Source organism: Gordonia sp. IITR100, from assembly GCF_002009645.1.
Lineage (GTDB): Bacteria > Actinomycetota > Actinomycetes > Mycobacteriales > Mycobacteriaceae > Gordonia > Gordonia hongkongensis.
Genome location: NZ_MVKV01000001.1, coordinates 773,141 through 794,685 on the forward strand (window position 1 = coordinate 773,141; position 21,545 = coordinate 794,685).

General features: G+C 65.2%; 20 protein-coding genes. 7 read left to right on the plus strand and 13 right to left on the minus strand.

The window, feature by feature from the left end:
• The first annotated feature begins 275 nt into the window (after positions 1–275).
• The 3 genes from B1818_RS03605 (at position 276) to B1818_RS03615 (ending at position 3,820) form a co-directional block, all read left to right on the plus strand.
• On the plus strand, positions 276–1,445 hold the full coding sequence (locus B1818_RS03605; protein ID WP_058253417.1) for a hypothetical protein: 1,170 nt from the start codon (positions 276–278) through the stop codon (positions 1,443–1,445).
• A gap of 143 nt (positions 1,446–1,588) precedes the next feature.
• A complete protein-coding gene (locus B1818_RS03610; protein WP_004019699.1) occupies positions 1,589–2,401 on the plus strand; it encodes a hypothetical protein in 813 nt (270 codons plus the stop codon).
• Between the two features lie 87 nt (positions 2,402–2,488).
• The gene (locus B1818_RS03615) at positions 2,489–3,820 is read left to right on the plus strand and encodes a hypothetical protein (protein WP_064571441.1); all 1,332 of its coding nucleotides are present in this window, start codon (positions 2,489–2,491) and stop codon (positions 3,818–3,820) included.
• Between the two features lie 118 nt (positions 3,821–3,938).
• Here B1818_RS03615 and B1818_RS03620 read toward each other — a convergent pair whose 3' ends face one another.
• Complete coding sequence (locus tag B1818_RS03620) at positions 3,939–4,481, minus strand: dihydrofolate reductase family protein (protein WP_058253419.1); 543 nt, start codon at positions 4,479–4,481, stop codon at positions 3,939–3,941.
• A gap of 201 nt (positions 4,482–4,682) precedes the next feature.
• On the opposite strand from B1818_RS03620, the gene B1818_RS03625 reads away from it, so the two are divergent.
• Positions 4,683–5,480 (plus strand): SDR family oxidoreductase, encoded by a 798-nt coding sequence (locus tag B1818_RS03625; RefSeq protein ID WP_058253420.1) that lies wholly within the window; start codon positions 4,683–4,685, stop codon positions 5,478–5,480.
• Between the two features lie 21 nt (positions 5,481–5,501).
• Here B1818_RS03625 and B1818_RS03630 read toward each other — a convergent pair whose 3' ends face one another.
• The 8 genes from B1818_RS03630 to B1818_RS03665 all read right to left on the minus strand — a co-directional run bounded on the left by B1818_RS03630 (position 5,502) and on the right by B1818_RS03665 (position 16,304).
• Entirely contained in the window at positions 5,502–6,461 is a 960-nt protein-coding gene (locus B1818_RS03630; RefSeq protein ID WP_058253421.1) for a phosphotriesterase, read from the minus strand.
• A 123-nt stretch (positions 6,462–6,584) separates the two neighbouring features.
• A complete protein-coding gene (locus B1818_RS03635; RefSeq protein ID WP_058253433.1) occupies positions 6,585–8,024 on the minus strand; it encodes a cytosine permease in 1,440 nt (479 codons plus the stop codon).
• Between the two features lie 911 nt (positions 8,025–8,935).
• On the minus strand, positions 8,936–10,186 hold the full coding sequence (locus tag B1818_RS03640) for an acyl-CoA dehydrogenase family protein (protein ID WP_005068444.1): 1,251 nt from the start codon (positions 10,184–10,186) through the stop codon (positions 8,936–8,938).
• Between the two features lie 10 nt (positions 10,187–10,196).
• Positions 10,197–11,294: a 2'-hydroxybiphenyl-2-sulfinate desulfinase gene (gene soxB, locus B1818_RS03645; RefSeq protein WP_050544330.1), complete on the minus strand. Its 1,098-nt coding sequence runs from the start codon at positions 11,292–11,294 to the stop codon at positions 10,197–10,199.
• Positions 11,228–12,652, minus strand: coding sequence for an LLM class flavin-dependent oxidoreductase (locus tag B1818_RS03650; protein ID WP_005137358.1), 1,425 nt, complete (start codon positions 12,650–12,652; stop codon positions 11,228–11,230). The genes soxB and B1818_RS03650 overlap by 67 nt, the downstream gene beginning before the upstream one ends.
• A gap of 259 nt (positions 12,653–12,911) precedes the next feature.
• The gene (gene istB / locus B1818_RS03655) at positions 12,912–13,718 is read right to left on the minus strand and encodes an IS21-like element helper ATPase IstB (RefSeq protein ID WP_005068429.1); all 807 of its coding nucleotides are present in this window, start codon (positions 13,716–13,718) and stop codon (positions 12,912–12,914) included.
• The gene (istA, locus tag B1818_RS03660; RefSeq protein ID WP_024571251.1) at positions 13,718–14,962 is read right to left on the minus strand and encodes an IS21 family transposase; all 1,245 of its coding nucleotides are present in this window, start codon (positions 14,960–14,962) and stop codon (positions 13,718–13,720) included. Before istA ends, istB begins: the two co-directional genes overlap by 1 nt.
• A 79-nt stretch (positions 14,963–15,041) precedes the next feature.
• Positions 15,042–16,304: an IS256 family transposase gene (locus tag B1818_RS03665; RefSeq protein ID WP_005068424.1), complete on the minus strand. Its 1,263-nt coding sequence runs from the start codon at positions 16,302–16,304 to the stop codon at positions 15,042–15,044.
• 75 nt (positions 16,305–16,379) lie between these two features.
• Between B1818_RS03665 and B1818_RS03670 the strand changes: the two genes are divergently transcribed.
• Positions 16,380–16,604 (plus strand): hypothetical protein, encoded by a 225-nt coding sequence (locus tag B1818_RS03670; protein WP_005068421.1) that lies wholly within the window; start codon positions 16,380–16,382, stop codon positions 16,602–16,604.
• Positions 16,605–16,680: 76 nt separating this feature from the next.
• Here B1818_RS03670 and B1818_RS03675 read toward each other — a convergent pair whose 3' ends face one another.
• Genes B1818_RS03675 through B1818_RS03685 form a run of 3 tightly spaced genes read right to left on the minus strand, consistent with a single transcriptional unit; the run spans position 16,681 to position 19,595 of the window.
• Positions 16,681–18,138 (minus strand): Fis family transcriptional regulator, encoded by a 1,458-nt coding sequence (locus B1818_RS03675; protein ID WP_078112001.1) that lies wholly within the window; start codon positions 18,136–18,138, stop codon positions 16,681–16,683.
• Positions 18,116–18,481, minus strand: a complete 366-nt coding sequence (locus B1818_RS03680; RefSeq protein WP_024571249.1) for a helix-turn-helix transcriptional regulator — start codon at positions 18,479–18,481, stop codon at positions 18,116–18,118. The genes B1818_RS03675 and B1818_RS03680 overlap by 23 nt, the downstream gene beginning before the upstream one ends.
• Complete coding sequence (locus tag B1818_RS03685; protein WP_005068404.1) at positions 18,474–19,595, minus strand: tyrosine-type recombinase/integrase; 1,122 nt, start codon at positions 19,593–19,595, stop codon at positions 18,474–18,476. Before B1818_RS03685 ends, B1818_RS03680 begins: the two co-directional genes overlap by 8 nt.
• Before the next feature lie 489 nt (positions 19,596–20,084).
• On the opposite strand from B1818_RS03685, the gene B1818_RS03690 reads away from it, so the two are divergent.
• Entirely contained in the window at positions 20,085–20,435 is a 351-nt protein-coding gene (locus B1818_RS03690) for a helix-turn-helix transcriptional regulator (RefSeq protein ID WP_078111946.1), read from the plus strand.
• Positions 20,422–20,763 (plus strand): DUF3703 domain-containing protein, encoded by a 342-nt coding sequence (locus tag B1818_RS03695; protein WP_078111947.1) that lies wholly within the window; start codon positions 20,422–20,424, stop codon positions 20,761–20,763. Before B1818_RS03690 ends, B1818_RS03695 begins: the two co-directional genes overlap by 14 nt.
• A 92-nt stretch (positions 20,764–20,855) precedes the next feature.
• Here B1818_RS03695 and B1818_RS03700 read toward each other — a convergent pair whose 3' ends face one another.
• Positions 20,856–21,515, minus strand: coding sequence for a DUF5134 domain-containing protein (locus B1818_RS03700; protein ID WP_055476902.1), 660 nt, complete (start codon positions 21,513–21,515; stop codon positions 20,856–20,858).
• Positions 21,516–21,545: the final 30 nt, after the last annotated feature.

Consider the following 21,545-nt stretch of genomic DNA (forward strand, 5'->3'; position numbering starts at 1 on the left):
CCGAGTGCGTGTCCCCAAGGCTGGGGACACAACTACTCGTTGTCGGTTGACAACCTGTGCCTGACTCAGCCGGGTCACCGACCTTGGAGTACGGTTCGGGCAACGAGTTCATCGCGGGGTCTGTTCAACCGACCAAGTCTGTCGGCCAGGTCACCTAACCTGAACTCCGAGGCGGGTTCGGGGCCGGCCGTCGAACAGCTCGGTGGAGCGTGCTCCCGATCCCGACATCGCTGCACAATGCGCATGCTCGTCAGCGCACGAGGAAGGGAGTCGACATGACCGACTTCACCGTGGACTCGAACATCGACGACGCCTGGCGCACGTTCGCCTTGCACGTCGGCGATCGCCTGTCGCATCTCGAGCCGGGCGAGACCCTCACGATCCAGCAGGACCCGATGATCCCGGAGGGACCCCACGGGACGCTGCGGTTCACGATCACCGGTTCACGTCGGCTGCGCTGCACGATCGACGACATCGACCTGCATCCCACCCCGGAGTACTTCGCCGAGCACGTGACCATGCTCGCCTCTCTCGGCTGGCGGCGCCTGCGCAACGGCACCCACATCTTCGAGGTCGGCCGACGCCGCGTGGATCAGCTCGCGCACGTGACGGTGCTGACGCTGCGTCAGGTCTGGGAGGTCGTGCACCCCGCGTTCCTCGACCATTCCCCCGCCGCTCGCCCCGAACCCCGGATCGAGGTCGCGGTCCAGCCCTTCGACGCCGACCATCTGCGCGCGTTGCTCGTCGGCTCGCTCGAGGACCTCACCGGTTGCCGCATCCAGACCGACGCCGACGGTGACATCGCCCTGCCCACCAAGCCGGTCTCGTCGTGGTTGAGTCCGCGCAGTGACGCCCCGCGGCTCGAGTTCTTCGCTCGCCTGGCCGGCGACATCACCGACCGCCGGCGCGCCGCCGACATCGTCGCCGCCCAGCCGACCATGGGTTCGGCGGTGCGCGTGCACCTGCTCGAGAACGAGGTCTTCGCGACGCTGACCGTCGAGTGCGCGGTCTTCCACCCGCACAACCTCAGTTCGGCCCTGGCCGAGTGGTTCTCGTTCCTCGCCGACTGCGCACCGTCCGTCATCGCCAAGATCTGCGAGGACACACCCCTGACCGCGCGGAACGACGGCCGGCTCCCCGACGCCCTGCAGACCCTGCTCGAGCTCGACCCGGACGGCCGGTCGTTGAGCGCCCGCGAGGTCGCCAAGATCTGCCGCTACAACCAGGCCGACATCCTCTCCTACATCCACACCAGCGAAGAACAGCACCTCACGTGGCGGCGCTCGGCGGTCGACGCGGCCGCCGCGTCGGACTCGGTGGAGGCCGATGCGTGTCGTCACGAGGCCGACACCTGGAAGGCGACCACGCACAACCTGCGGGCCGCTCTCCGCGTCGTCGTGCTGTCCGACGACGACACCGCGGACAGCAGCTCATCAGCCAAGTGATACCGGCAAATCGGGATCCGAATCATCGGCGCACGTAGTCTGCGCGGACGATTTTCGACGCCGCCCATCGCGCCGGCGGCCGGCGAGGCGTTCAATTCTTTAGGCCACCCTCAGCGGTTCGCGTCACCGATCGGAGCCCTCGCATGGCCATCACCACTGATCGCGGCGCGCTCACGTTCACCTTTCCCGAACTCGGTCGCGACGCGCGCTTGCACGTCACGTTCCAGCGAACGCTGCGGACCCCCGACCCGGTCGGAGGATGCGGCTCGGCCGGCGGCGACGGTGCCCTGCGCCTCGCCCAGGGCTCTCCCGACGGGGACGCACACGCGACGATCCCGATGTGGCAGTCCGAGGCCACCTGGCTGGATTTCTCCTCGCCGCACCTGCATCCGTTCCTGGTGATGGTCGGCGTCGACGGTGTCAACGCGATCAGCGGTGAGGTGTTCACCGGGGTGCCGGACTTCGACGCCGGCGACTATCTCGAAGTCCCCACGCAACCGTCGCTCGCCTCGCACCGGGGGCCGGCCGGCGGTGGATTCGACGATCAGCAGTTCCTCGCCCCCTCGACGCACACCGTCGGGGACGGCGGCCGACTCGGGACGCTCGTGCAGCTGGCCGTCATCCCGATGCGCGCCGACGCGTGGGCCCGGCGACGACGCCATCGTCCGTCGGCGCCCGGCACCTGCGTGCTCTGCGACATCTCCCGAGCCGAACGAGAACGAGCGCATCCCCGCCTCGCCGCGCCGCTCGTGACGGGTCCGCTCGAGTCCGTCGACACCTGGCACCCGACGATCTCCGACGCCGCCACGGTCCGCATCGTCAACTCGATCGCGTGGAGGTCGATGACCGGTGAACCGGTGCCGCGGGCCGCGCCGACGAGCGCCGACTACGCCGCGCACAGCCTTCCCTGGCACCCCGTCTTCGACGAGACGGTCGAGCACTCGGCACCCCGCTAGTTCTGTCGCGGGTGTCGCCCCGGGTGTCTGCTCCGCGTCGTACTATTCGGATCCGGTCCGCGTACGTCCCGCCCAGGAGGAACCCGCATGTCCCCCGACTTCGACGCCGTCCTCGAGGCGGCCTGGCGGGACTTCGCCGACACTCTCGCGGTCCGGGTGCCACGCCTCCTGCCGGGTCAGAGTCTCGCCATCGTCGAGGCGGCCGCCGGGGGATGGCGTCGACGGATGACCTTTGCGGTGACCGGAACCCTCGGGTCGACCGAACGCCTCCGCTGCACCATCTCCGCGGGTGACCTCACCTGGACCGACAAGGACCGGTGGATGCGACAGGCCACCTACATCGTCGACCGCGGCTGGTGTCGGCTCGAAGGTCGGAGCGCCTTCTGTTTCGAGGTCGACCCCCTCCGGTTCGCCGACCTCGCCGACGCCGCCGTGCGGGCCCTGCGCGAGGTGTGGGGTGTCATCCATCCGTCATTCGTCAGCATCGGCGACCCGTCCTTCGCCCGCCACCACTCACCTCTGCCCGCAGACGATCTCGACGCCGAGCGGGACCAGGCCCGGTCATCGGAGTCGAGCCGCGTGGTCGGCGAGGATCCCGACGACACCGTACGCATCACCGACGCCGACACACTCCGCTTCACCGCGCCGCCCCGATTCGTCGACGCCCCCGCGGAGGGCGGGGTGATCCCGCAGTCGAAAGACCATCTCGTCGAACTGGTCCGCGCCGCGATGACCGCGGCGGGCCGTCCCGCCGTGGTCAGTCCGCGCAAGGCCATCTTCCTGCGGTCGACGGGCACCTCGCTGCTACGACCGACCCGAGATGCCCGCTCGCTGGAGATCGTGACCATCCTCAGCTCGTCGGTGCCCGCACCCTCGCTGCTCGGGATGGTGGTCGCGGAGTTCTCCCCGCGATGGCCCGAAGTCGCGGTGGTCGTGCGCAACGGACTCGTGTACGCGCAGCGCCGGATCGACGTCGCGGTGTTCAGTCCCGCGAACCTCGATGCCGCCCTCCGGCGCTGGGACGACTTCGCCAGGTCGGCCCGCGGCGACATGATCAGGCGGCTCGGCAGCCAGCCGAAACTGGATCATCGCGGCCGCGGCGATCGGTTGCCCGGCGCCCTGCTCAGTCTCCTGCGGGTCAACCAGAAGCTCGACAACAAGCTGTCCCCGACGACGGTTCTCGCGGCGTGCCACCGGGATCGGGAGCGTGTGCACGAGTTCTTCGACATCTGTGCCGCCGAGATGCGCGAGTGGATGGACAATCTGACGACAGCCCGCAATGCCGAGCTCGGCGACGAGGAGATCGCACTGTGCGAGGCCGAGCACCAGGCCTACGCCCGCGTCGCCCGCCTGCTCCTCAGCGCCATGGACCTCGCCGACGGGGCATCGGGGCCGTCGCAACGCCCCCCTGCTCCCTAGTCCGAAAGGAGCGACCCCCTCTGCTCCCTGAGGTGCGAGGAGCGCAAGCGACGAGCCACGAAGGGCCGCTGCGCCTTCGACGAACTCCGGCGCCATCTCCGCCGAGGATCGCGACCGCTCAGTCGGTGGAGCTGTACGAGAGGTGTACGACGCCGTTGTCGAAGACGTCTGTGCCGACGAGCGTGAGAGGCAGATCGGCCAGACCGTCGAAGAGGCGGGCACCGCTCCCCAGGACCACGGGGTACACCAGCAGGTGCAGCTCGTCGATGAGCTCGTCGCGCAGCAACGCCCGCACGAGGGTGCCGCTGCCGCTGATGTAGAGGTCGCGATCCTTCTTGAGTTCGCGAATCCGGTCGGCGTCGTAGGCGCCGATGATCTCCGAGTTCTGCCAGGCAGCCGCGTCGTCGAGGGTCGAGGACACCACGTACTTGGTGGTGTCGTTGAAGAACGGCGCACCGGGATCGTCCTCGACCGTCCGGTGCGCCCAGGCCGGGGCAAACATCTCGAAGGTGTTGCGTCCGAGCAGGATTCCGGTGCAGTCGGACATGAAGGAGCCGAGCAGCTCGCCCATCCCGTCGGCGAATCCATACGGCATCGTGAAGCTCGGGTCCTCGTAGCTGCCGTCGAGGGTGATGAATTCGTGGACGTGGATCTTTCCCATGGTGTGGCCTCTCGTCTCTTCGCGGTGAACGTCACGATGTCAGACCGTGGGGCGGCGGAAAAGTCATCGGCTTCGAGTCTCGTGACTGCTGTCGGGACCCTTCGAGGCTCGTCGCTTGCGCTCCTCGCACCTCAGGGAGCGGGATTTCGCCCTCGCGTCTGGTAACTCTGGACCCCACACATCGGCGATCGAAGGAGATCCATGGACGTCGCAGGCAAGGTGGCCATCGTCACGGGTGGCGGTGCGGGTATCGGCGCGGCGATCGCGCATGCGCTGGTCGATGCGAGCGCGAGGGTCGTCGTCACCGATCTCGACGAGTCCGGCGCCCTGGCCGTCGCCGACTCACTGGGGGATTCGACGACCGCGATCGGCGGCGACGCCTCATCCGACGAGCACATCGACGCCGCGGTTCGGCTGGCGGAGAACACGTTCGGCCCGGTCGATCTCTACTTCGCCAATGCCGGCGTGGGTGTGGGTGGCGGTGTCGACACCGCCGAGGCGGTGTGGGATCTCACGCTGGACGTCAATCTCCGCGCCCACATCCGAGCAGCTCGGCGCCTCGTCCCGGAGTGGGTGGAACGAGGGACCGGCTACTTCGTCAGCACGGCGTCGGCCGCGGGTCTGCTCACGCAGATCGGCAATGCCCCGTACTCGGTCACCAAGCACGCGGCGGTCGGCTTCGCGGAGTGGCTCAACATCACCCACGGCGACGACGGCATCCGGGTGAGCTGCCTCTGCCCGATGGGCGTCGACACCAAACTGCTGCGGCCGGACGGTGATTCCGCCACCGAGGAGCAACGACTGATGCAGCGCGCCGTGGAGACCGCGGGCACGGTGCTCACGCCCGGGGCGGTGGCCGCGATCGTGCTCGACGCCGTCGCCGACGAACGCTTCCTGATCCTCCCCCACCCCGAGGTCCTCGAGATGTACCGGCAGAAGGGCGCCGACTACGACCGGTGGCTCCGCGGGATGCGCCGGTACCAGAGCAGCCTGCGCTGACCCTGTCGCCGTGTCGCGCCGCTACTCGAAGTAGCGTCGCGGCACGTCGACGAGCATCGTCGTGATGTCGGCCTCGCTCACCCCGCGTTCCCGTAGTGCCGGCAACACCTCTTCACTGATGTGCCGATAGTTCCACTTCGGGAGTGCCTGCTTCTTGGCCTCGTGGTCGAACCAGTCGATGAAGCAGGCGGCGTCGTGCGCGAGGGCCATGCGGTCGGCATAGCCGCGCTTGCACAGTTCGGCGGCCGTGTTCACGCGCTCGTCGAACGGCAGGAGGAGGTCGAGCCCGAAACGATCCATGCCGAGAACGGAACCGGCGTCGGCGAGTTTCATCAGGTAGTCGAGGTCGACGCTGTCTCCGGAGTGGCCGATGACGACCTTCGTCAGGTCGGCCCCTTCCTCGGCCAGGACCTTCTGGGCGACCAGTCCCGACTGACTGTGCGGATCGGTGTGCACGGTGATGGGCGCGCCGGTCTGGGCGCTGGTCTGTCCCACCGCGCGCATCACGCGCTCGACACCCGGTGTCAGTCCCTGGGATTCGATGGCGCACTTGAGGAAAGCCGCCCGCACACCGGTGTCCGCGATGCCCTCGGTGAGATCCTTCGTGAACAGGGTGACCAGCGGCTCCGGGACGTCGAAGAGCATTCCCGGTCCCGCGTAGTGGAATTGGAACGGGATGTCGTTGTAGGTGTACAACCCGGTCGCGACGACGATGTTGAGGTCTATCTGTTCGGCAATCCGCTGGATGCGTGGGATGTACCGGCCGAGACCGAGAACCGTCGGGTCGAGGATCGTGTCGATCCCGAGTTCCTTCAGTTCGGTCAGGTCGCGGACAGCTTCGGCGACCTTCTCGTCCTCGTCCCAATCGTCCTGATAGTTCTGCCGGAACTCCTCGCCGACGACGAACACATGCTCGTGCACCAACACGTTCCCGAGGTCAGCGGAATCGATCGGGCCGGTCGCGGTGTGGACGGTGGCCATGGAACCTCCTCACCAGGAGGCCGCGTTGCCTCCACTGCGCCGAACCCTAGTCGACGACCTGATGCGGCAGGCGGCTTTCGCCCGTCGTCGCCGCCGACCGCCACGGCTCTGGCGGGACGGGCTTCAGGCAGCGCGTGGCGCGGTGAGTTTCTCCATGGTCCAGTAGGAGGTGCCGGCAACGACTGCCCCGGCGAGCCACGACAGGTCGATCCCGCCCAGTGCGACCGCAACCGGCCCCTGCAGTGCCGGCAGCATCCCGTACATGAACATCCAGGTCGCGGTGACACCGAGAGCGAGTGCGACGAGGGCGGTCGGCCGGACCATCGGCAGGACGCTGTCCGCCGGTGTGGCGAACAGACTCTCGGCGTCGATCTGTTGCCGCGCGATCAGGAACCAGTGCACGAGAACAACGCTGCCCCAAGGGCTCAACCAGCCGACGATCGACACCAGCCAGAAGTCGATGGTGGTCGCGAAGTCGCTATTGAGCACGAAGTAGACGACGACCGCCATCGCCACGACGCCGATGATCAGGTTCAGCACGCGCCGGTCGACGCGGATGTCGAGCGCCTGCGTCGACACCGTGCACGTGTAGATGTTGAGGATGTTGGTCGCGAGCGGTCCGTGGATCACCAGCAACAGAACCGGCAGTGCGAGAACGCCGTAGGCGTCGACGATGATCTCACCCGGGTCGGCGGAGTCGCTCAATGTCGCCAGGGACGCACCCAGCACTCCGAGCCAGACGACCGGGATGAACTGCCCGAGTGCACTGGCGAGAAACAGCCTGCGCGACGGGACGTCCCGGGACACGAAGCGCGAGTAGTCGCCGGCGTAACCGATCCACGTCAGACCCCAGCCGATGCCGATCGCGGTCATCACCGCCGTGATCGCGCCGATGTGGGCCGATCCCGTGAGCTCCGGAGCGGTCGTCTGTCCCCAGTCGACGTCGAGGCCGACCCACGCGACGACGGTCATGACGAGCAGGATCGCGACCGTCGGAGGCACCGTCCATCGTTCGAACGCGGAGATCACCCGGTACCCGAACCACGCGATCGTCACCTGCATCCCCATGATGACCGCGGCCACGACGATCCGTGCGGCGTTGTTGTCGAGGTCCGGGTCGACGAGTCCCATCTCGCCGAGCAGCGCCATCACCAAGTCGAGAACGATCCAGGTGTTGACCGCGCACCAGCCCATGCAGACCAGGGCCTGGACGGCGGCGGGAACGTAGGCGCCGCGGCGTCCGAAGACGGCTCGCGACAGCACCATTCCGGTGACCCCGGTGCGCTGACCGATGACGACGAAGACGCCGAAGATGGTCATGCCGATGGCATTGCCGACGACGAGGACCGCCACCGTCTCCCACAGCCCGAGGCCCATCGTGACGCCGAGTGCACCCAGCACCCAGTTGATCGGCGCGATGTTCGCACCGGCCCAGATCCAGAACTGTCCGCGCACGTCATGGGTCTTCGCGGACTCGGGGATCAGTTCGAGTTCGGCCTCGGCCTGCGGGCCCGAATGGCCCGGTCCGGGTGCCGACGGGGTCGCGGCGTCGAGTGCGGTCATGGAGTCCGTCCAGGAAGTGTCGGCCCCCGATTGGGCGGGGTGCGTTCGGGCATGGCGCGCGACGATGCGCAGTGCATCCATGGTGGTCGCACCGCCCGTCGCGCGATACCTACAGAACGTTCGCACTCCTCGGGTACGGAACGGACAGAATGTCACACCTTCGGCGTTTCTCGCACAGCCAACTGGACTGTCCGGGCTTCTCGCGCTGACCGATCTGGAGGGCGATGCGTTGTTCGGCGGCGTCGGCGATGCGTAGCTGTTCTTAAGCCCGGTAGGCCAGGGCGACGTCGTGGTCGCGGCCGGTTTGGGCGTCGGCGGCCGCCGGGGTTGTGGCGCACGAGGGTTCCGAGGTCACGGCGGCATTGTCTGCAGGGGTGGCCCTGGGTGTCGGTGGGGATCGCGCAGCCGGGCAGGGCGCAGCGGGGGAAAAGTTCGGCGGTGATGGTCACGATGGTTCCTCGAGGTGGCGGGTGTGAGCGGGGCCGGGGCGCTGGGCCGCGACCGTGAGAGGTCGCGGCCCACCGCTGGACGGGGTCTAGTCGGGTGGCACGTCGACGGCATCGGTGTCCCCGGCGATGACCTTCTCGACGTCGGAGAGGGTGTACTCGTTCCGCAGGATCAGCTTGGAGAACGCCTCGACGGCCGAACGGTTCGTGATTGCTCCACAGTTTCGTCATTGATGACGAAATGACCTGATTTTCTCCAAGACCTGGTAACGGTGCGTGCTGGCGAGGTGCGAGTTCGTTACGTAGGCGTCATCAGCTGCCGCGCTTTGTTCTCGCGCGGCTATCTCAGGCAGCTGGCTAGGCAGGCCAAGTTGTGTGCACCCGTGCGTACGGAGAGCTGAGCGCGGCGGGCGATTCGCGGCTCGGCCGCGCGGTGGCCTCGGTTTCGGTCAGCGGCTCAGATTTCTAGGAGGTGAAGCCGGGAATCGGGTACTGCCCGTTGAGGGTGTGTTTGCCGACGTCGGCGATCTTGTAGGACACCGGATCGTGGAGGGTGTGCGTGCGTACGTTGCGCCAGAAGCGGTCGAAACCGTACTTGGGATGTGTTCCGCGCGCTCCGATCACCTCGAAGATTCCGCTGTTGACGTCGAGGGCGGCGTTCGTGGCCAACGCTTTGACCCCGGAGATCTTCACCATCAGTTCGCCGCGGTCCTCGGGGGTGAGCGCATCGCCCTTGTCCCACACCGTCTGCAGCAGATGGGCCGCTTCGCGGGCAGCGGCGTCGGCGCCCTGCAATGCGATGGTGAATTCACCATAGGCGCGCAGGACGTAGGGATCCTCGGTTGCCTGTTGAACCCCGGCCGGTGTCCATGGCCTGGCCTGAGTGCGGGTGTACTCCCGGGCGGCGTCGAGTGCGCCGTGCGCGATCCCTAAATAGACGTTGGCGAAGATCAATTGCACTATGGGCGCGAAGAGGCTGCCGCGCTCGGACTGGATGAAGGCGACAATGAAGGCGTTGGGCTCACCCAGCACTTCGTCAGGCTCGACCTTGACGCTGTGGAAATCGGTGGATCCGCTGTCGGTCTGCCGCATGCCGATGGCGGCCCAGTCGTCGTTGACCTGAACGCCGTGCCGGGATGTCGGGATGACGGCCGCGATGATCGCGCCCTGCTGCGGAGAATCGTCCTGGATGACGCCGAAGACCAGCAACAGGTCCGAACCCTTGGCGCCGCTGCAGAAGTGCTTGGTGCCGTTGAGCAGATAACCGCCGTCCTCGGTCGGGCTGGCGCTGACCTTCCAGTCCAGCACGTGGCTGTTGTTTTCGCTGGAGGCGTTCCCGGTCCACCAGTCGTTCTGCGCGATTTGCCGGTATAGCCGTTGTTCTTGTTCCTGCGAGCCGAACAGTTCGATCATCGGGGCGCTGCTGAGGTGGTAGCCGAGCAGGTGTCCCAAAGATCCATCGGCTGCGGCGATTTCTCGGACCACTTCGATGGCGGTGGGCCAGTCCGCGCCCCACCCGCCGTACTGGCGTGGGATCAGCAGCGACAGCAGGCCGCTCGCGCGCAGGTCTTCGCGCTCGACTGTTGCCGAACCCCCGGCGCGATCACGCTCGACGGCGGTGGCTCGCCACTTCTCGGCGAGCCCACGGGCGACTGCGACGGGATCGTTGTCGGCATCGCCGGGTCGAACGTGCTGCTTTTCAACGGACAGAGTCATGCTGATCTTCCTATCGGTGACGGTTGAGGCTGGTGTTCAGAAATTCCGGAGCCGCCCACTGATCGAGGGCGACGGGCTCCTGCAGCAACTGGTTGCTGAGCAGGAATTGCTGTGTGCGATCCAGCAGGGCGACCGCGTCGGGATCCAGGCGCGGAACCAAACGCTGCTGGAAGTCGGCGCCGAATCCGTGGCCGACTGCGTCGGGGGATACGCCCAGGTTCGCGGCGTGCAGGCGGGTCACCGCATCGCCGTGGTCGCGTGCCCACAACCCGGCGTCGACGACTGCGTCGACCAGTCGTTGAACGAGGTCAGGCCGGTCAACGACCAGTTCGCTGCTGACCGTCCACACGCTGGCATAGGCATTGCGCTCATCGAGGCCGAGATCCACCACCGGGCGGGCGCCGGTGCCTTCCAACTCCGCAGCCCAGGGCAACCAACTGAACAGGGCGTCAACCTCACCGCGGTCCAGCACCGCGGCCTGGCCTGCGGCCACATCGGGAAACAGGTCCGCACCCTTGAGGGTCGCGGCGTCTTCCAACTGCTCGGCGGGGACATCGACGCCAGGACTGTTGATCGGCACCAGCTCGACGTCGTCCACATCGAGCTCACCGTGCTCGAGGGTGTGCAACAACGCGCGCGCCTCCCACGAGCCCAGCGCTACCAGCGTCTGCCGCCAGGGATCCAGCTGGAGATAGTCCCCCAGTTCGCCACGCAGGATGCGAATCGCCGAAGCCGACACTCCTATTCGGCGTCCGGCAAGGTCGGCGGCCACTGTGATCGGGCTGCGATCGCCGACGAAGAAGCCCTGACGCCCCAGGATCGGGGTGATGCCGAGTAGACGCGTGCGTCCGGGTGCCCGCAACCCCTCGCTGAGCAGTGGCGGGATCTCACCGCCATAGCGGGTGTAGGCGGGCTGGTCGTAGGTGAAGTGGACCGTTCCCTGCTTGCCGCTGAGGATGTCGAGTTCGATGCCGGCGGCGTCGAGGAAACCTGATTCCCACGCCGTGAGCAGCGCGTTGGGTATCGGGCAGTTGCTGTAGGTCAGTGTGTCGAGGATGCCGGTATCAAGTTCTGAACCGGGGTTTCCGGGGCTGAGGCGGCCTGCCATGAAGGTTGTCCTAACGGTCGTGGTTCGCGCAGACCCAGGTGGTCGCGCAGGGTGTTGCCCTCGTATTCGGTGCGGAAGTAGCCGCGGTCCTGCAGAACCGGCACCACCTGGTCGACGAATTCGTCATACGCGCCAGGCAGAAAGGCCGGAGAAACAATGAAGCCATCCGCGGCGCCGGCGTCGAAGTGGCGGATCAACTCCTCGGCGATCTGCTCGGCCGTGCCGGCCCACTGCGGAACGAAGCCCACGTTGGTTCCATACCGCCGACCCAGCTCCGCCAAAGTGAGCTCCTCGGCGTGCATCGCGGCCGCGAACATGTGCAGTTGCGTCGGCACGTTGCGATCCTGCAGATCCCGCAGGATCGTCGTGATCGGCGTGTCCAACGGGTACTCCGCCAAGTTGATGCCGGTATGACTAGACAGCGTCGAAAGTCCGACCTCCGGATGCACCAGACTGTTCAGGTATTCCAGCCGGTCCTGCGCCACGGCCTCGGTCTCGCCCAACACCGGCATCACGGCGGTGAAGATCTTCGTCTGATCCGGATCACGCCCCGCAGCCTTCACCTGGGCTTTGATGTCGTGATATGTAGCCTGCATCAATCCCAGATCGGGTGCGACACTGAAAACGGCCTCGGCCCACCGCCCGGCGAAGCGCCGACCTCGCGGCGACAACCCGGCCTGCAGGATCACCGGCTCACCCTGAGGTGAACGAGGCACCTGCAGAGGCCCGCGCACATTCAGCCACTCCCCGTGGTGATCCACGTAGTGAACCTTCGTGGGATCGGCGAACACGCCTGCCGCCTTGTCCAGTACGAGCGCATCCTCATCCCAGCTGTTCCAGAGTTTCTTGACCGCATCCAAGAACTCATCGGCGCGGTCGTAACGGGCGTCGTGTTCCAGATGCTGATCAATACCGAAGTTGCGCGCTTCAGCGTCGTTGAGCGAGGTGACCACGTTCCACGAAACCCGGCCCCCCGACAATTGATCGAGCGTCGCGAACACCCGAGCAACGTGATACGGGGGATAGTAGGTCGCCGAAATGGTTGCCCCGAGACCGAGGTGTTCGGTGACCGCGGCCATGGTCGCTATCACGCTGGCCGGCTCCAAGGCGACTGCACCCTGCCCGCCGAGGCCGACACCGGTTCGCAGGTCGTCGCCGTAGCTGTCCTCGACGGCCAATCCGTCAGGCAGGAACAACAGATCGAACTTGCCGCGCTCCAGAGTGCGGGCGATGTGTTGGTAGTACTTCCCGGTCAAAAAACCATTCGACGCGTCCGTATGCCGCCACGCCCCATGTGCATGAGTCACATTGCCAGCCGAGAAGAAACCGGCCAGATGCAGTTGTCGCCGTTGAGCCATCGCGTATGTGTCCTCTAACCGTAAATAGCGGAGTGCTTCGTGTCGCCAAGAAGTGTCACCCCCACCCCCAGGGCGTGCCCACCTTTAAAGTTCACCCGATTTCAATCCGCCACCAGCAGTTCGGGCGGGACTGTCAGATTAACGGTGGATCCGACCTTGGCATTGTTAGTTGCCGGTCGGGGTGATCCGTGTCAACGACGGCTGAAATCTCACCCCTTTTCGGCGGTTGAAAGTTGACCCCCTGCTGGTTGGTTGTCGGTCAGTCTTCGGTTGTCGTGGCCGCTGTGGGGACGCGGCCCAGGTCTCGGTTCTTGAGTCGGTAGCTGTCTCCTTTGAGTCCGATGACTTCGGCGTGATGGACGAGGCGGTCGATCATGGCCGCGGCAACGACATCGTCGCCGAACACTTCACCCCAACGTCCGAATTGCTTGTTGGAGGTGACGATGAGGCTGGCCCGCTCGTAACGCGAGGACACTAGCTGGAAGAACAGGTTGGCGGCTTCGGGTTCGAACGGGATGTAGCCGACCTCGTCGATGACCAGCAGTGGGTAGCGGCCCAGGCGAACCAGTTCGGCCTGAAGCTTGCCGGCGTGATGGGCTTGGGCCAGCACGTTGACCCAGTCTGCGGCGGTGGCGAAGAGAACTCGGTGCCCGGCCTGGCAGGCTCTGATCGCCAGGCCGATCGCGAGGTGGGTCTTGCCGGTGCCAGGTGGGCCCAGGAATACCACGTTGTCCTTGGCGACCACGAAGTCCAGGGTGCCCAAGTGGGCGATGAGGTCGCGTTTGAGTCCTCGGGCGTGGTCGAAGTCGAACTCCTCCAATGACTTTCGGGCCGGGAACCGTGCTGCCCGGATGCGGCCCTCACCCCCGTGTGACTCGCGTGCCGACACCTCGCGCTGCAGACACGCCACCAGGAACTCCTCGTGGCTCCAGGATTCCGCCCGGGCCCGCTCAGCGAGGCGATCCACCGACTCGCGCAGCGTTGGTGCCTTGAGTGCCCGAGTCAGGTAGGCCACCTCGGCAGTGAGGTCGCGTGCCGGCTTGGCCGCAGAAGCGCGGGCGGCCATCACGCCACCCCGCCATCGAGGCCGTCGATCCCGAGTGCGGTGTCGTAGTCACTCAAGGCCCGCTGCTCGACGTCGAGTTCGGCGACCGGGTGCAGCACCGCGACCCGCTCACGGCGCAGCGATCGCGCGGCCGCGACGTGCTCGGGATCGGAGATCGTCTGATGCCACGCCCAGATCCGTTCGTGATCGGCGACGACCCTTCCGTCGCACACTGCCCGGACTCGCGCGAGGTCGGCGATCACCTCGATACGGCGCCCGATCACCGAGGGGTGCACCGAGTAGTCGTTGCCATCGAGGCGGACGTAGTGATCGCGAGCCAACCGCGTCGCTGATCGCCACCCCGTCGCCGGCGGGACCGGCGGCAGGGCCAGCATCGCTTGGCGATCAGCGGTAATCCGTTCCGTCGGAGCACATCCCAAGGCTCGACGCCGGCGTGTGTTCACTAACGAGATCCACTGCTGCAGTTGGACGTTGAAGTCCATCGGTGAGGCGAAGGAGCGTCCCGGCAGAAACGACCGCTCCAGGTGATCGTGACAGCGTTCGATCAACCCCTTCGCTTCGGGGTCGGCGGGTTTGCAGACCAACACTCTCGCGCCCAGCGTCCCGCGGAAGGCTTGGCACTGCTCGGTGAGCTCGACCTTCCCGGCCCGCCACCGACCGATCGCGCCCTCGCCATCCCAGACCAGCACCCGCGGCACCGCCGCCAACGCCTCGATCAGCTGCCACCATCCGGTGAACAGATCTCCCGCCGAGCGAGTCGGCAGCAGCAGCGCCGAGAGCCACCGCGAGTACCCGGTGATCATCGTCAACACCGGCAGCAGCGCGGGGCGACGTACCTGTCCGAACCCGACCGGCAGCTCGATCGGTGGGAACCACAAATCGCACTGGGCGATCTCCCCGGCCACATACGTCGTCCGTCCCGCCGGATCCGGCGGCAGATACACCGGGCGCAGCTCGGCGACCCGTTCCTTGAACACCGTCAACCCGCGTTCCCAGCCGATCCGCTCGGCGATCACCGTTGCCGGCATCCGCGGATAGCTTTGCAGCAGTTCACGAATGCGTGGCTCGACCTCATCGACGATCGACCCCGCCGGGGTGCGTTCGTACTTTGGCGGCGCGTCCGAGGCGATCGCCGCCCGCACCGTGTTCCTCGAAATGCCCAGCACCCGCACAATTGCCTTGATCGGTAACCCCTCCGCTCGATGCAGCCTGCGGATCTCAGCCCAGTCCTCCACGGATAACACCCCTTCATCTCCCTCGGCTCGGTAAGCCGAGGATCAGTCGCAGGGGGTCAAAATTCAGACGTCGACACGGGGTTATCTTTCAGGCGTCGCCGACAATCCGGCCTTCGAAGGTGATCGCGAACGCGTTGAGCGCTGGCTTCCACCTCATTGCCCATCGTGCCTTACCGCGGCCGGTGGGGTCTAGGGAGCGGGTCGCGAGGTAGAGACACTTCATCGCGGCCTGCTCGGTTGGGAAGTGCCCGCGGGCACGGATCGCTCTGCGATAGCGGGCATTCAAGGACTCGATGGCATTGGTGGAGCAGATGACGCGTCGAATCTCCACGTCGTAGTCCAGGAACGGTACGAACTCGCTCCAGGCGTTCTCCCACAATCGGATGATCGCCGGGTACTGGGCACCCCACGTCGCGGTGAACTCGACGAACCTTTCCTTGGCTGCGGCCTCCGTCGGCGCGGTGTAGACGGGCCGGATCTCCTTTGCGATCTGGTCCCAGTACTTCCGCGATGCATAGCGAAACGTGTTGCGCAACAGATGGATCACGCACGTCTGCACGATCGCCCGGTCCCACACCGTGGTGATCGCGTCAGGCAGCCCCTTGAGGCCATCGCAGACCACGATGCACACGTCGCCTGTGCCGCGGTTCTTGATCTCGGTGAGCACCGCCAGCCAGAACTTCGCACCCTCCCCGCCGTCGCCGGCCCACAACCCGAGGATGTCGCGTTCCCCGCCGCAGGTGACCCCGATGGCAACGTAGACCGGCCGGTTGGTGACCTGGCCGTCGCGGATCTTCACGTTGATGGCGTCGATGAACACCACCGGGTACACCGGCTCCAACGGGCGGTTGCACCACTCGGCCATCTCCGCGACGACCTTGTCGGTGATCCGGCTGATGGTGTCCTTGGACACCGTCGCTCCGTAGATGTCGGCGAAGTGGGCAGCGATCTCACCGGTCGTCAATCCCTTTGCCGTCAGGGACAATACGATCTCATCGATGCCCGTCAGCCGTCGTTGGCGTTTCTTGACGATCTGCGGATCGAACGAGGAATTCACATCCCGGGGCACGTCGATGTCGACTGGGCCGATTTCGGTCAACACCGTCTTGGACCGGACGCCGTTGCGGGAGTTGCCGCTGCCACGCCCGGCCGGGTCATGCTTGTCGTACCCGAGATGTTCGGTCATCTCGGCGTCCAGCGCCGTCTCCAGCACGTTCTTCGTCAACTGGTTGAGCAACCCGTTCGGGCCCACCAGATCGACACCGTGCTCCTTCGCTTGCGCCAGCAGCTGCTCAGCCAGCTGCCGATGATCCAGGTCAGTAGTAGCCACGGGATCGAGTGTTTCTGACATCGTCAGTCCTTCCCGCCAAGCTCACGCTCGGCGTGTCAGACCAAGATCAGATTCACCGTTGTTCTGACAGTCCCGATGAACCCAAACTTCGAGCGCGAGTTTGCCCGTCAGTTCAACGCACAGCTCCAGAAGGTATTCGACTCGGTTTACAGTCGCCGCGCCGGTCAGGCAGTGGGAGAAGTTAAGGCTGCGCTAAAGCGCGAAGCCGGTCGGATCGGATTGACGCTGGATGACGCGAAGTTGACGGAGTTTGCCACGGCGATCAGCGCAGGAACCCGACTCAAGGTTCGCGCGGCGTAGTCCCGGTGCGCCTGGAGGCCGGGTTCGTACCTAGCCCCCAGGCGCACCTCGAAGTCGAATCGGCAAGTTGCAGCGTTCAATCCAGACGCGTGGCGATGTATCGGGAGTAGGTCGATGCTGATGCCTTGGCGTGGGCCTCCAACGTCTGCGGGCTATACCCGAGCGTCTCGGCAAGGATCGCGATTGGAGTGGTCTGAGTCAGCTCGTTGAGTGTGCCGAGGCGCGCTTCCAGGGAGGCGAGCACGGGGCGCAGGTGATTTCGGAGATGCGTCGGTGTGAGGTGCATGCCGGGCCGGTAGCCGCGGAATATCCACGGAGAATTGGGATGTGCAGCGGTCTGGTTGTTGTAGTTGCTGGCTGCGAGCGCCCTGAGTGGCTCATCAAGTGGCGGTGGCAGTTCGATCGGAGTATCGGCGAGCGTGATGGTGGCGGCTTCGGCGGTGATAGTCACGCGGTCCCAGGTGAGCACTGCTACGTCTTCCATCCGCTGGGCAAACACGATGACGAGGATGGCGGCGAGGCGATCACGAGGATGGAGCGTCTGCTGATGTGCGACCTTCTCTATGACGGCGTTCTGCTCGGTGATCGGCATTCGCGGCGCCGTCCCGCGGCGATGGGGTGTCACTTCGAGATCCGCGGGGATCAGCCTGCTCTTGATGGCCCACCGGATGAAGCGGGCGATGTGTTCGCGGGTGGTGGGTCCGGTCGATTGCCATAGGTCGATGTGCGCTTGCGTGAGTTGGTCCATGCCAGTGTTGTGTTCAGCGGCGAGCCAGTTGCAGAACTCGATTGTGACGGTGAGGGATTGCTTGGCCCGCAGGAACGCAGAGTCGGTAACCGGGCTCATCGATTGAAGCCGCTTTTCCAGGTTCCACCGGAGGAAGCGGGAAATTACCTTTCGGTGGTCGGCCGTGGTGGTGCGTTCGAGCGCGGTGGCTGCCCACGCCTGGAACCGGGTCAGTCGGTCGTCACGCGAAGGAAGTGCGCCGTGTTCGACGAGCAGACTGCGCACGTAGTCGGAGGTCCGACCGGCCGGCAGGCCGTCAAGGATCTCGTGGGTGAGGGTTTGATGGCGGGCGAGGTCACGCAGGACGGCTTGAACGTGCGCTTGGCGGATCCAGGTCAGTCCGCTGTTCGGGCGCCCCATGGTGGTCAGCGCGTCGACGATGATCTGCAGCGGCGGTGCAACGGCCCCTGTGGCGGGGTTGGTGAGCAGGCGTTGTGCGGTGGCTCCGAGGACACAGCGTTGGCAGCGTCCGCCGCTGTAGAGTTCGGCTTCGTCGCCGCAGCTGACGCAGTCCACGTTGATGGTGACGCCACTGCAGCGCCGGCACGCGGGCCGGTTGTCGATGATGCCAGGAAGTACCCCTTGGTGCCCGCAAACGCAGATGCCGGTGATGCGTTTGGCCGCCTGATAGCAGTAACCACAGACCGATTCGTTGGGCCAGTTGGCGACCAGCTGGTAGTGGCGTCCACATCGGTCGCAGGGGACCGGCCACCGCTGTGGGTCTTCAGGCTTCCGGGGTCGTGCCATCGCCATCGTCCTGCACGATGCGGATCCGTTTGGCCACCGGGTTGCCCGGTGTCACTCCCAGTTCGCGTGGCTGCGGGGCGTTGGCTGATGCTGCTGCTTGCATTTCGACGTAGGGCTCGAAGAGGTCATTGGGTGTGCAGTCGAAGATGTCGCAGAGGGCAGCGAACGTTCGCGATGGAATACGCTGTGGCTCGCCGGTGACGAGTCGGTATACCTGTGCGTCAGACAGGTTGATTCCGCGTGACCGCAGGAGTGGGCGCAGCTCGGTCGATTTCCAGAGGTTGTGCGCTGCCATGACGCGCCTGAGATGCCAGTGAAAGCCGATACGGCGTTGCTCAGCCATTGGTTTCGCCCATCTGCAGGCGACGTGTAATCATCTGCTGGATCACCTTCTGCTTGAAATCCGACGAAACCGAGGTGTACAGCGACGTTGTCGAGGCATACGAGTGCCCGAGCTGCTGCTGCACGAACAACGGGTCGTAACCGGCTTCCAGAAGGTGCGTGGTGTAAGAGTGACGCAAGGCGTGCAAGCTCAGTTCCGTGGGCAGTCCGGCAAGCCGCCGGAACGACGTGAATGAACGTCCGAGGGCACCCAAGGTGAGCCTGTCTCCGCGTTCACTGGGCCAGAGTGCAGGGGAGCGGTCCGCGGTCGCGAATAGCTGCCGACCTTCGGAGCACCAGTACTGCAAAAGGTCTACCGCCCAGGGAAATTCGGGCGACGTCAGAACAGTCCGTCGGCGTGGCCCCGACCCCTTGGTGCCCTTGGCCCAGCGGACGGTCAGCGCACCGAAGTTGCCATAGCGGGGGACGTGCGGGTTTGGTCCAAAGTCGGTCAGGTCGAGCATGACCAGTTCTCGTCGGCGTAGTCCAAACGCGTATCCGATCTTGAATGCCGTCGAGTCACGCAGCGCCGTTAGCCAGCGTTTGGACCCCTTACTGTGGGCGTCATCGACGAAGTCATCCACGACGTCGAACAGATGCTGCAGTTCGGCCTTTGTGAATGCGCGGCGCCCCGGCGGAACCGCGTCGCCTGTGGTGTGCTGCGGCGTGTTCCATTCGAAGACGATCTGCGACGGAACATCGCGGAATTGCTTCTCGCAGAAGTCAACCCATCCATATCGACTGTCGCTGACATAACTACAGAACATCGATATCGCGTTACTGTACGAGCGCAGCGTCGACAGCGCGATCGGTGTCGCCTGCGACCGTAATTCAGCGAGGAATTGATCCACGTCGTTCGCTCGCCAGCGCCATGGGTACTCGTTGGTGAATTCGACGAATCGGGCGATCACACGGCACCGTGCTTTGATCGTGTCGATCTCGAGGCCACGAGCCAGCATCTGAGCTCGCCAGCCATCAAGCATTGCGTCAAAGACGGTCTCGTCTGCTCGCAGCAGCGAAACATCGTCGGCACGCAGAATCCGAGGGACGAAGCCCGGGAGCTGCTCAGCGGCCATCGCTGACTCCGTCTGATAGTCGGCTCGACCACGTGGATGCCGCCCAGGACGTTGACCTGGGAGTCGAACGGTGAATGCGCAATACCCCAGCGGGACATACCAATTCGTCACTGTGACGTTTTCGCGGGCTGCCGGCGGACGGAGGGCAGCCGGCCGCGGCGTTGCCGGACAGGCCTGAGTAAACCAGCATCGACATCTCGTCACCTAACAACGAAATCGTTCATTAAGTGATTGAAATCTACTTCAAGCTGGGGCGACGGTCAACAGATGACACGCCTGCCGGTGGATAGAACGGGAGGGGGTCAAGCTCGTCAGCTGCGCCAACATTGTCATCGCGCAAGGGTGCGAGTCCTTGCACCTAATGCAACTCGCATTGGTTTTTCGCCGATAACTTATGCTATGTCAGGCACAGGCAAAGGATTATGCCTTAATCGAGCCGGACGGAAGTCCTGACCTTTACTGTTCAGATGTGCGTGAATACATCGAGTCATGTATCATTTTGGCGTGAGCACGGTGGTAGAAGCGCAGCATGACGCGTTGACGAGGTTTGGATACGCACTATCCGATTCGACGCGAACGCAGGTGTTGGTTCGGTTGCGCCATGGTGGAGCCTATCCGGCGGACTTGGCTGAGGCGATTGGGGTGTCGCGGCAAACGTTGTCGAATCACCTGGCCTGCCTACGGGGATGCGGTTTGGTGGTCGCGGTACCTGAGGGTCGACGGAGTCGGTATGAACTGGCTAATAGCCGGATTGGTCATGCACTCGACGATCTACTCGGGCTGGTACTTGCGTTGGATGATCCGTGCTGCGCCGAGGAGGCTGGCGATGGCTCGCATTAGTGAGGCAGCCCGTGACCTCTACCGGGCAGAGATGGCAGCGGCCGCCGCCGCCGAGGTGGCAGAGCAGCGCTGGCACCATCTTGAACGCGCCCACATCGTGTCCCAGCCGGACCCGTGGTTGCATACTCAGAACCACATTTCGATGTTCAGATTCGCTGTGCACCAACATGATCGGCGCGAAGCGCTCGGCCAGGTGGTGCGCATCATCGTTGCCGCTCCCGGATCGCTGAGCGGACGCTACCCCGAGGGCAACACCGGACGTGTTGCCGCCGGTCTGATGCGCCCGATGCCGGTTCCCGGCGATATCGCTTCTGCGTTACGGTCATGAACAGCCGCAGACGCGACAGTGATGAGCATGCGCTGCGCGGCGGCCGTAGCGATATCGGGAATGACCGCTCACTCTGAGGCTCGGGTGGCCTGTCAGAGTAGAGCGGCGAACATGATTCCTGTCCCACCGGCGGTTAACGTGTGGCATATCCACGAGAACTCTAGATGCGGGCGGCGAAGCGTCGCTACAGCGTTTGACAGTGGTGGCGCTGGGGCCGCGGTGCGTGGCAGCTGAATTGACCGGGCTGCGCAGTAGAGGGTGAGCGCGAGGAAGCCGAGCACGAGTAGCAAGGTGACCGACCCCATCCACATGGGATCTGATGACGGGCCGTGCAGCGGTGTCATCTCGTTGATGGCGTCGGCCCCCGACGGGCCTCCGTGGTGTGCGGGGGCGGTGGCAGCGGGAACGGCGGATGTGGAATTGTGCCGGCTCATCACCGCATACATCCACACCATCGAGGCCATCATCACTGCGGTAGAGACGTAAAGCCGCCGCGCGGTCGTCTTCGGCACCGCGAAGACGACCGCGATTGCTGTGGCGAGAGCGAAGAGCAGCATCAGAGGCAGCAGTGGGAGCTGATTGCCTTGTGGCCACGCCATGACGATCATCGCCAGCGACATCAGGAGCATGAGGCAGTGCACGACTGAGAGCCGCAGGTCGCTGCGGTGGGCGGCTAGGGTGCGAATGCTGTCGATCGCTCCGATCGCGAACATGGCGGTGACGATCCACCGCAGGAGTAGGTCGTCGATCACCGCGGCCCTCGATCCATGTGAGTTAACTAC

Excerpts from the sequence above, each read along its gene's own strand:
- B1818_RS03640 (WP_005068444.1), bottom strand. The coding sequence starts at position 10,186 with ATGACTCTGTCCGTTGAAAAGCAGCACGTTCGACCCGGCGATGCCGAC.
- B1818_RS03630 (WP_058253421.1), bottom strand. The coding sequence starts at position 6,461 with ATGGCCACCGTCCACACCGCGACCGGCCCGATCGATTCCGCTGACCTC.
- B1818_RS03695 (WP_078111947.1), top strand. The coding sequence starts at position 20,422 with ATGGCTCGCATTAGTGAGGCAGCCCGTGACCTCTACCGGGCAGAGATG.
- B1818_RS03670 (WP_005068421.1), top strand. The coding sequence starts at position 16,380 with ATGAACCCAAACTTCGAGCGCGAGTTTGCCCGTCAGTTCAACGCACAG.
- B1818_RS03620 (WP_058253419.1), bottom strand. The coding sequence starts at position 4,481 with ATGGGAAAGATCCACGTCCACGAATTCATCACCCTCGACGGCAGCTAC.
- B1818_RS03685 (WP_005068404.1), bottom strand. The coding sequence starts at position 19,595 with ATGGCCGCTGAGCAGCTCCCGGGCTTCGTCCCTCGGATTCTGCGTGCC.
- B1818_RS03665 (WP_005068424.1), bottom strand. The coding sequence starts at position 16,304 with ATGTCAGAAACACTCGATCCCGTGGCTACTACTGACCTGGATCATCGG.
- B1818_RS03610 (WP_004019699.1), top strand. The coding sequence starts at position 1,589 with ATGGCCATCACCACTGATCGCGGCGCGCTCACGTTCACCTTTCCCGAA.
- soxB (WP_050544330.1), bottom strand. The coding sequence starts at position 11,294 with ATGGCAGGCCGCCTCAGCCCCGGAAACCCCGGTTCAGAACTTGATACC.
- B1818_RS03635 (WP_058253433.1), bottom strand. The coding sequence starts at position 8,024 with ATGACCGCACTCGACGCCGCGACCCCGTCGGCACCCGGACCGGGCCAT.
- B1818_RS03625 (WP_058253420.1), top strand. The coding sequence starts at position 4,683 with ATGGACGTCGCAGGCAAGGTGGCCATCGTCACGGGTGGCGGTGCGGGT.
- istB (WP_005068429.1), bottom strand. The coding sequence starts at position 13,718 with ATGGCCGCCCGCGCTTCTGCGGCCAAGCCGGCACGCGACCTCACTGCC.
- B1818_RS03675 (WP_078112001.1), bottom strand. The coding sequence starts at position 18,138 with ATGGCACGACCCCGGAAGCCTGAAGACCCACAGCGGTGGCCGGTCCCC.
- B1818_RS03680 (WP_024571249.1), bottom strand. The coding sequence starts at position 18,481 with ATGGCTGAGCAACGCCGTATCGGCTTTCACTGGCATCTCAGGCGCGTC.
- B1818_RS03650 (WP_005137358.1), bottom strand. The coding sequence starts at position 12,652 with ATGGCTCAACGGCGACAACTGCATCTGGCCGGTTTCTTCTCGGCTGGC.
- B1818_RS03615 (WP_064571441.1), top strand. The coding sequence starts at position 2,489 with ATGTCCCCCGACTTCGACGCCGTCCTCGAGGCGGCCTGGCGGGACTTC.
- B1818_RS03690 (WP_078111946.1), top strand. The coding sequence starts at position 20,085 with ATGTATCATTTTGGCGTGAGCACGGTGGTAGAAGCGCAGCATGACGCG.
- B1818_RS03605 (WP_058253417.1), top strand. The coding sequence starts at position 276 with ATGACCGACTTCACCGTGGACTCGAACATCGACGACGCCTGGCGCACG.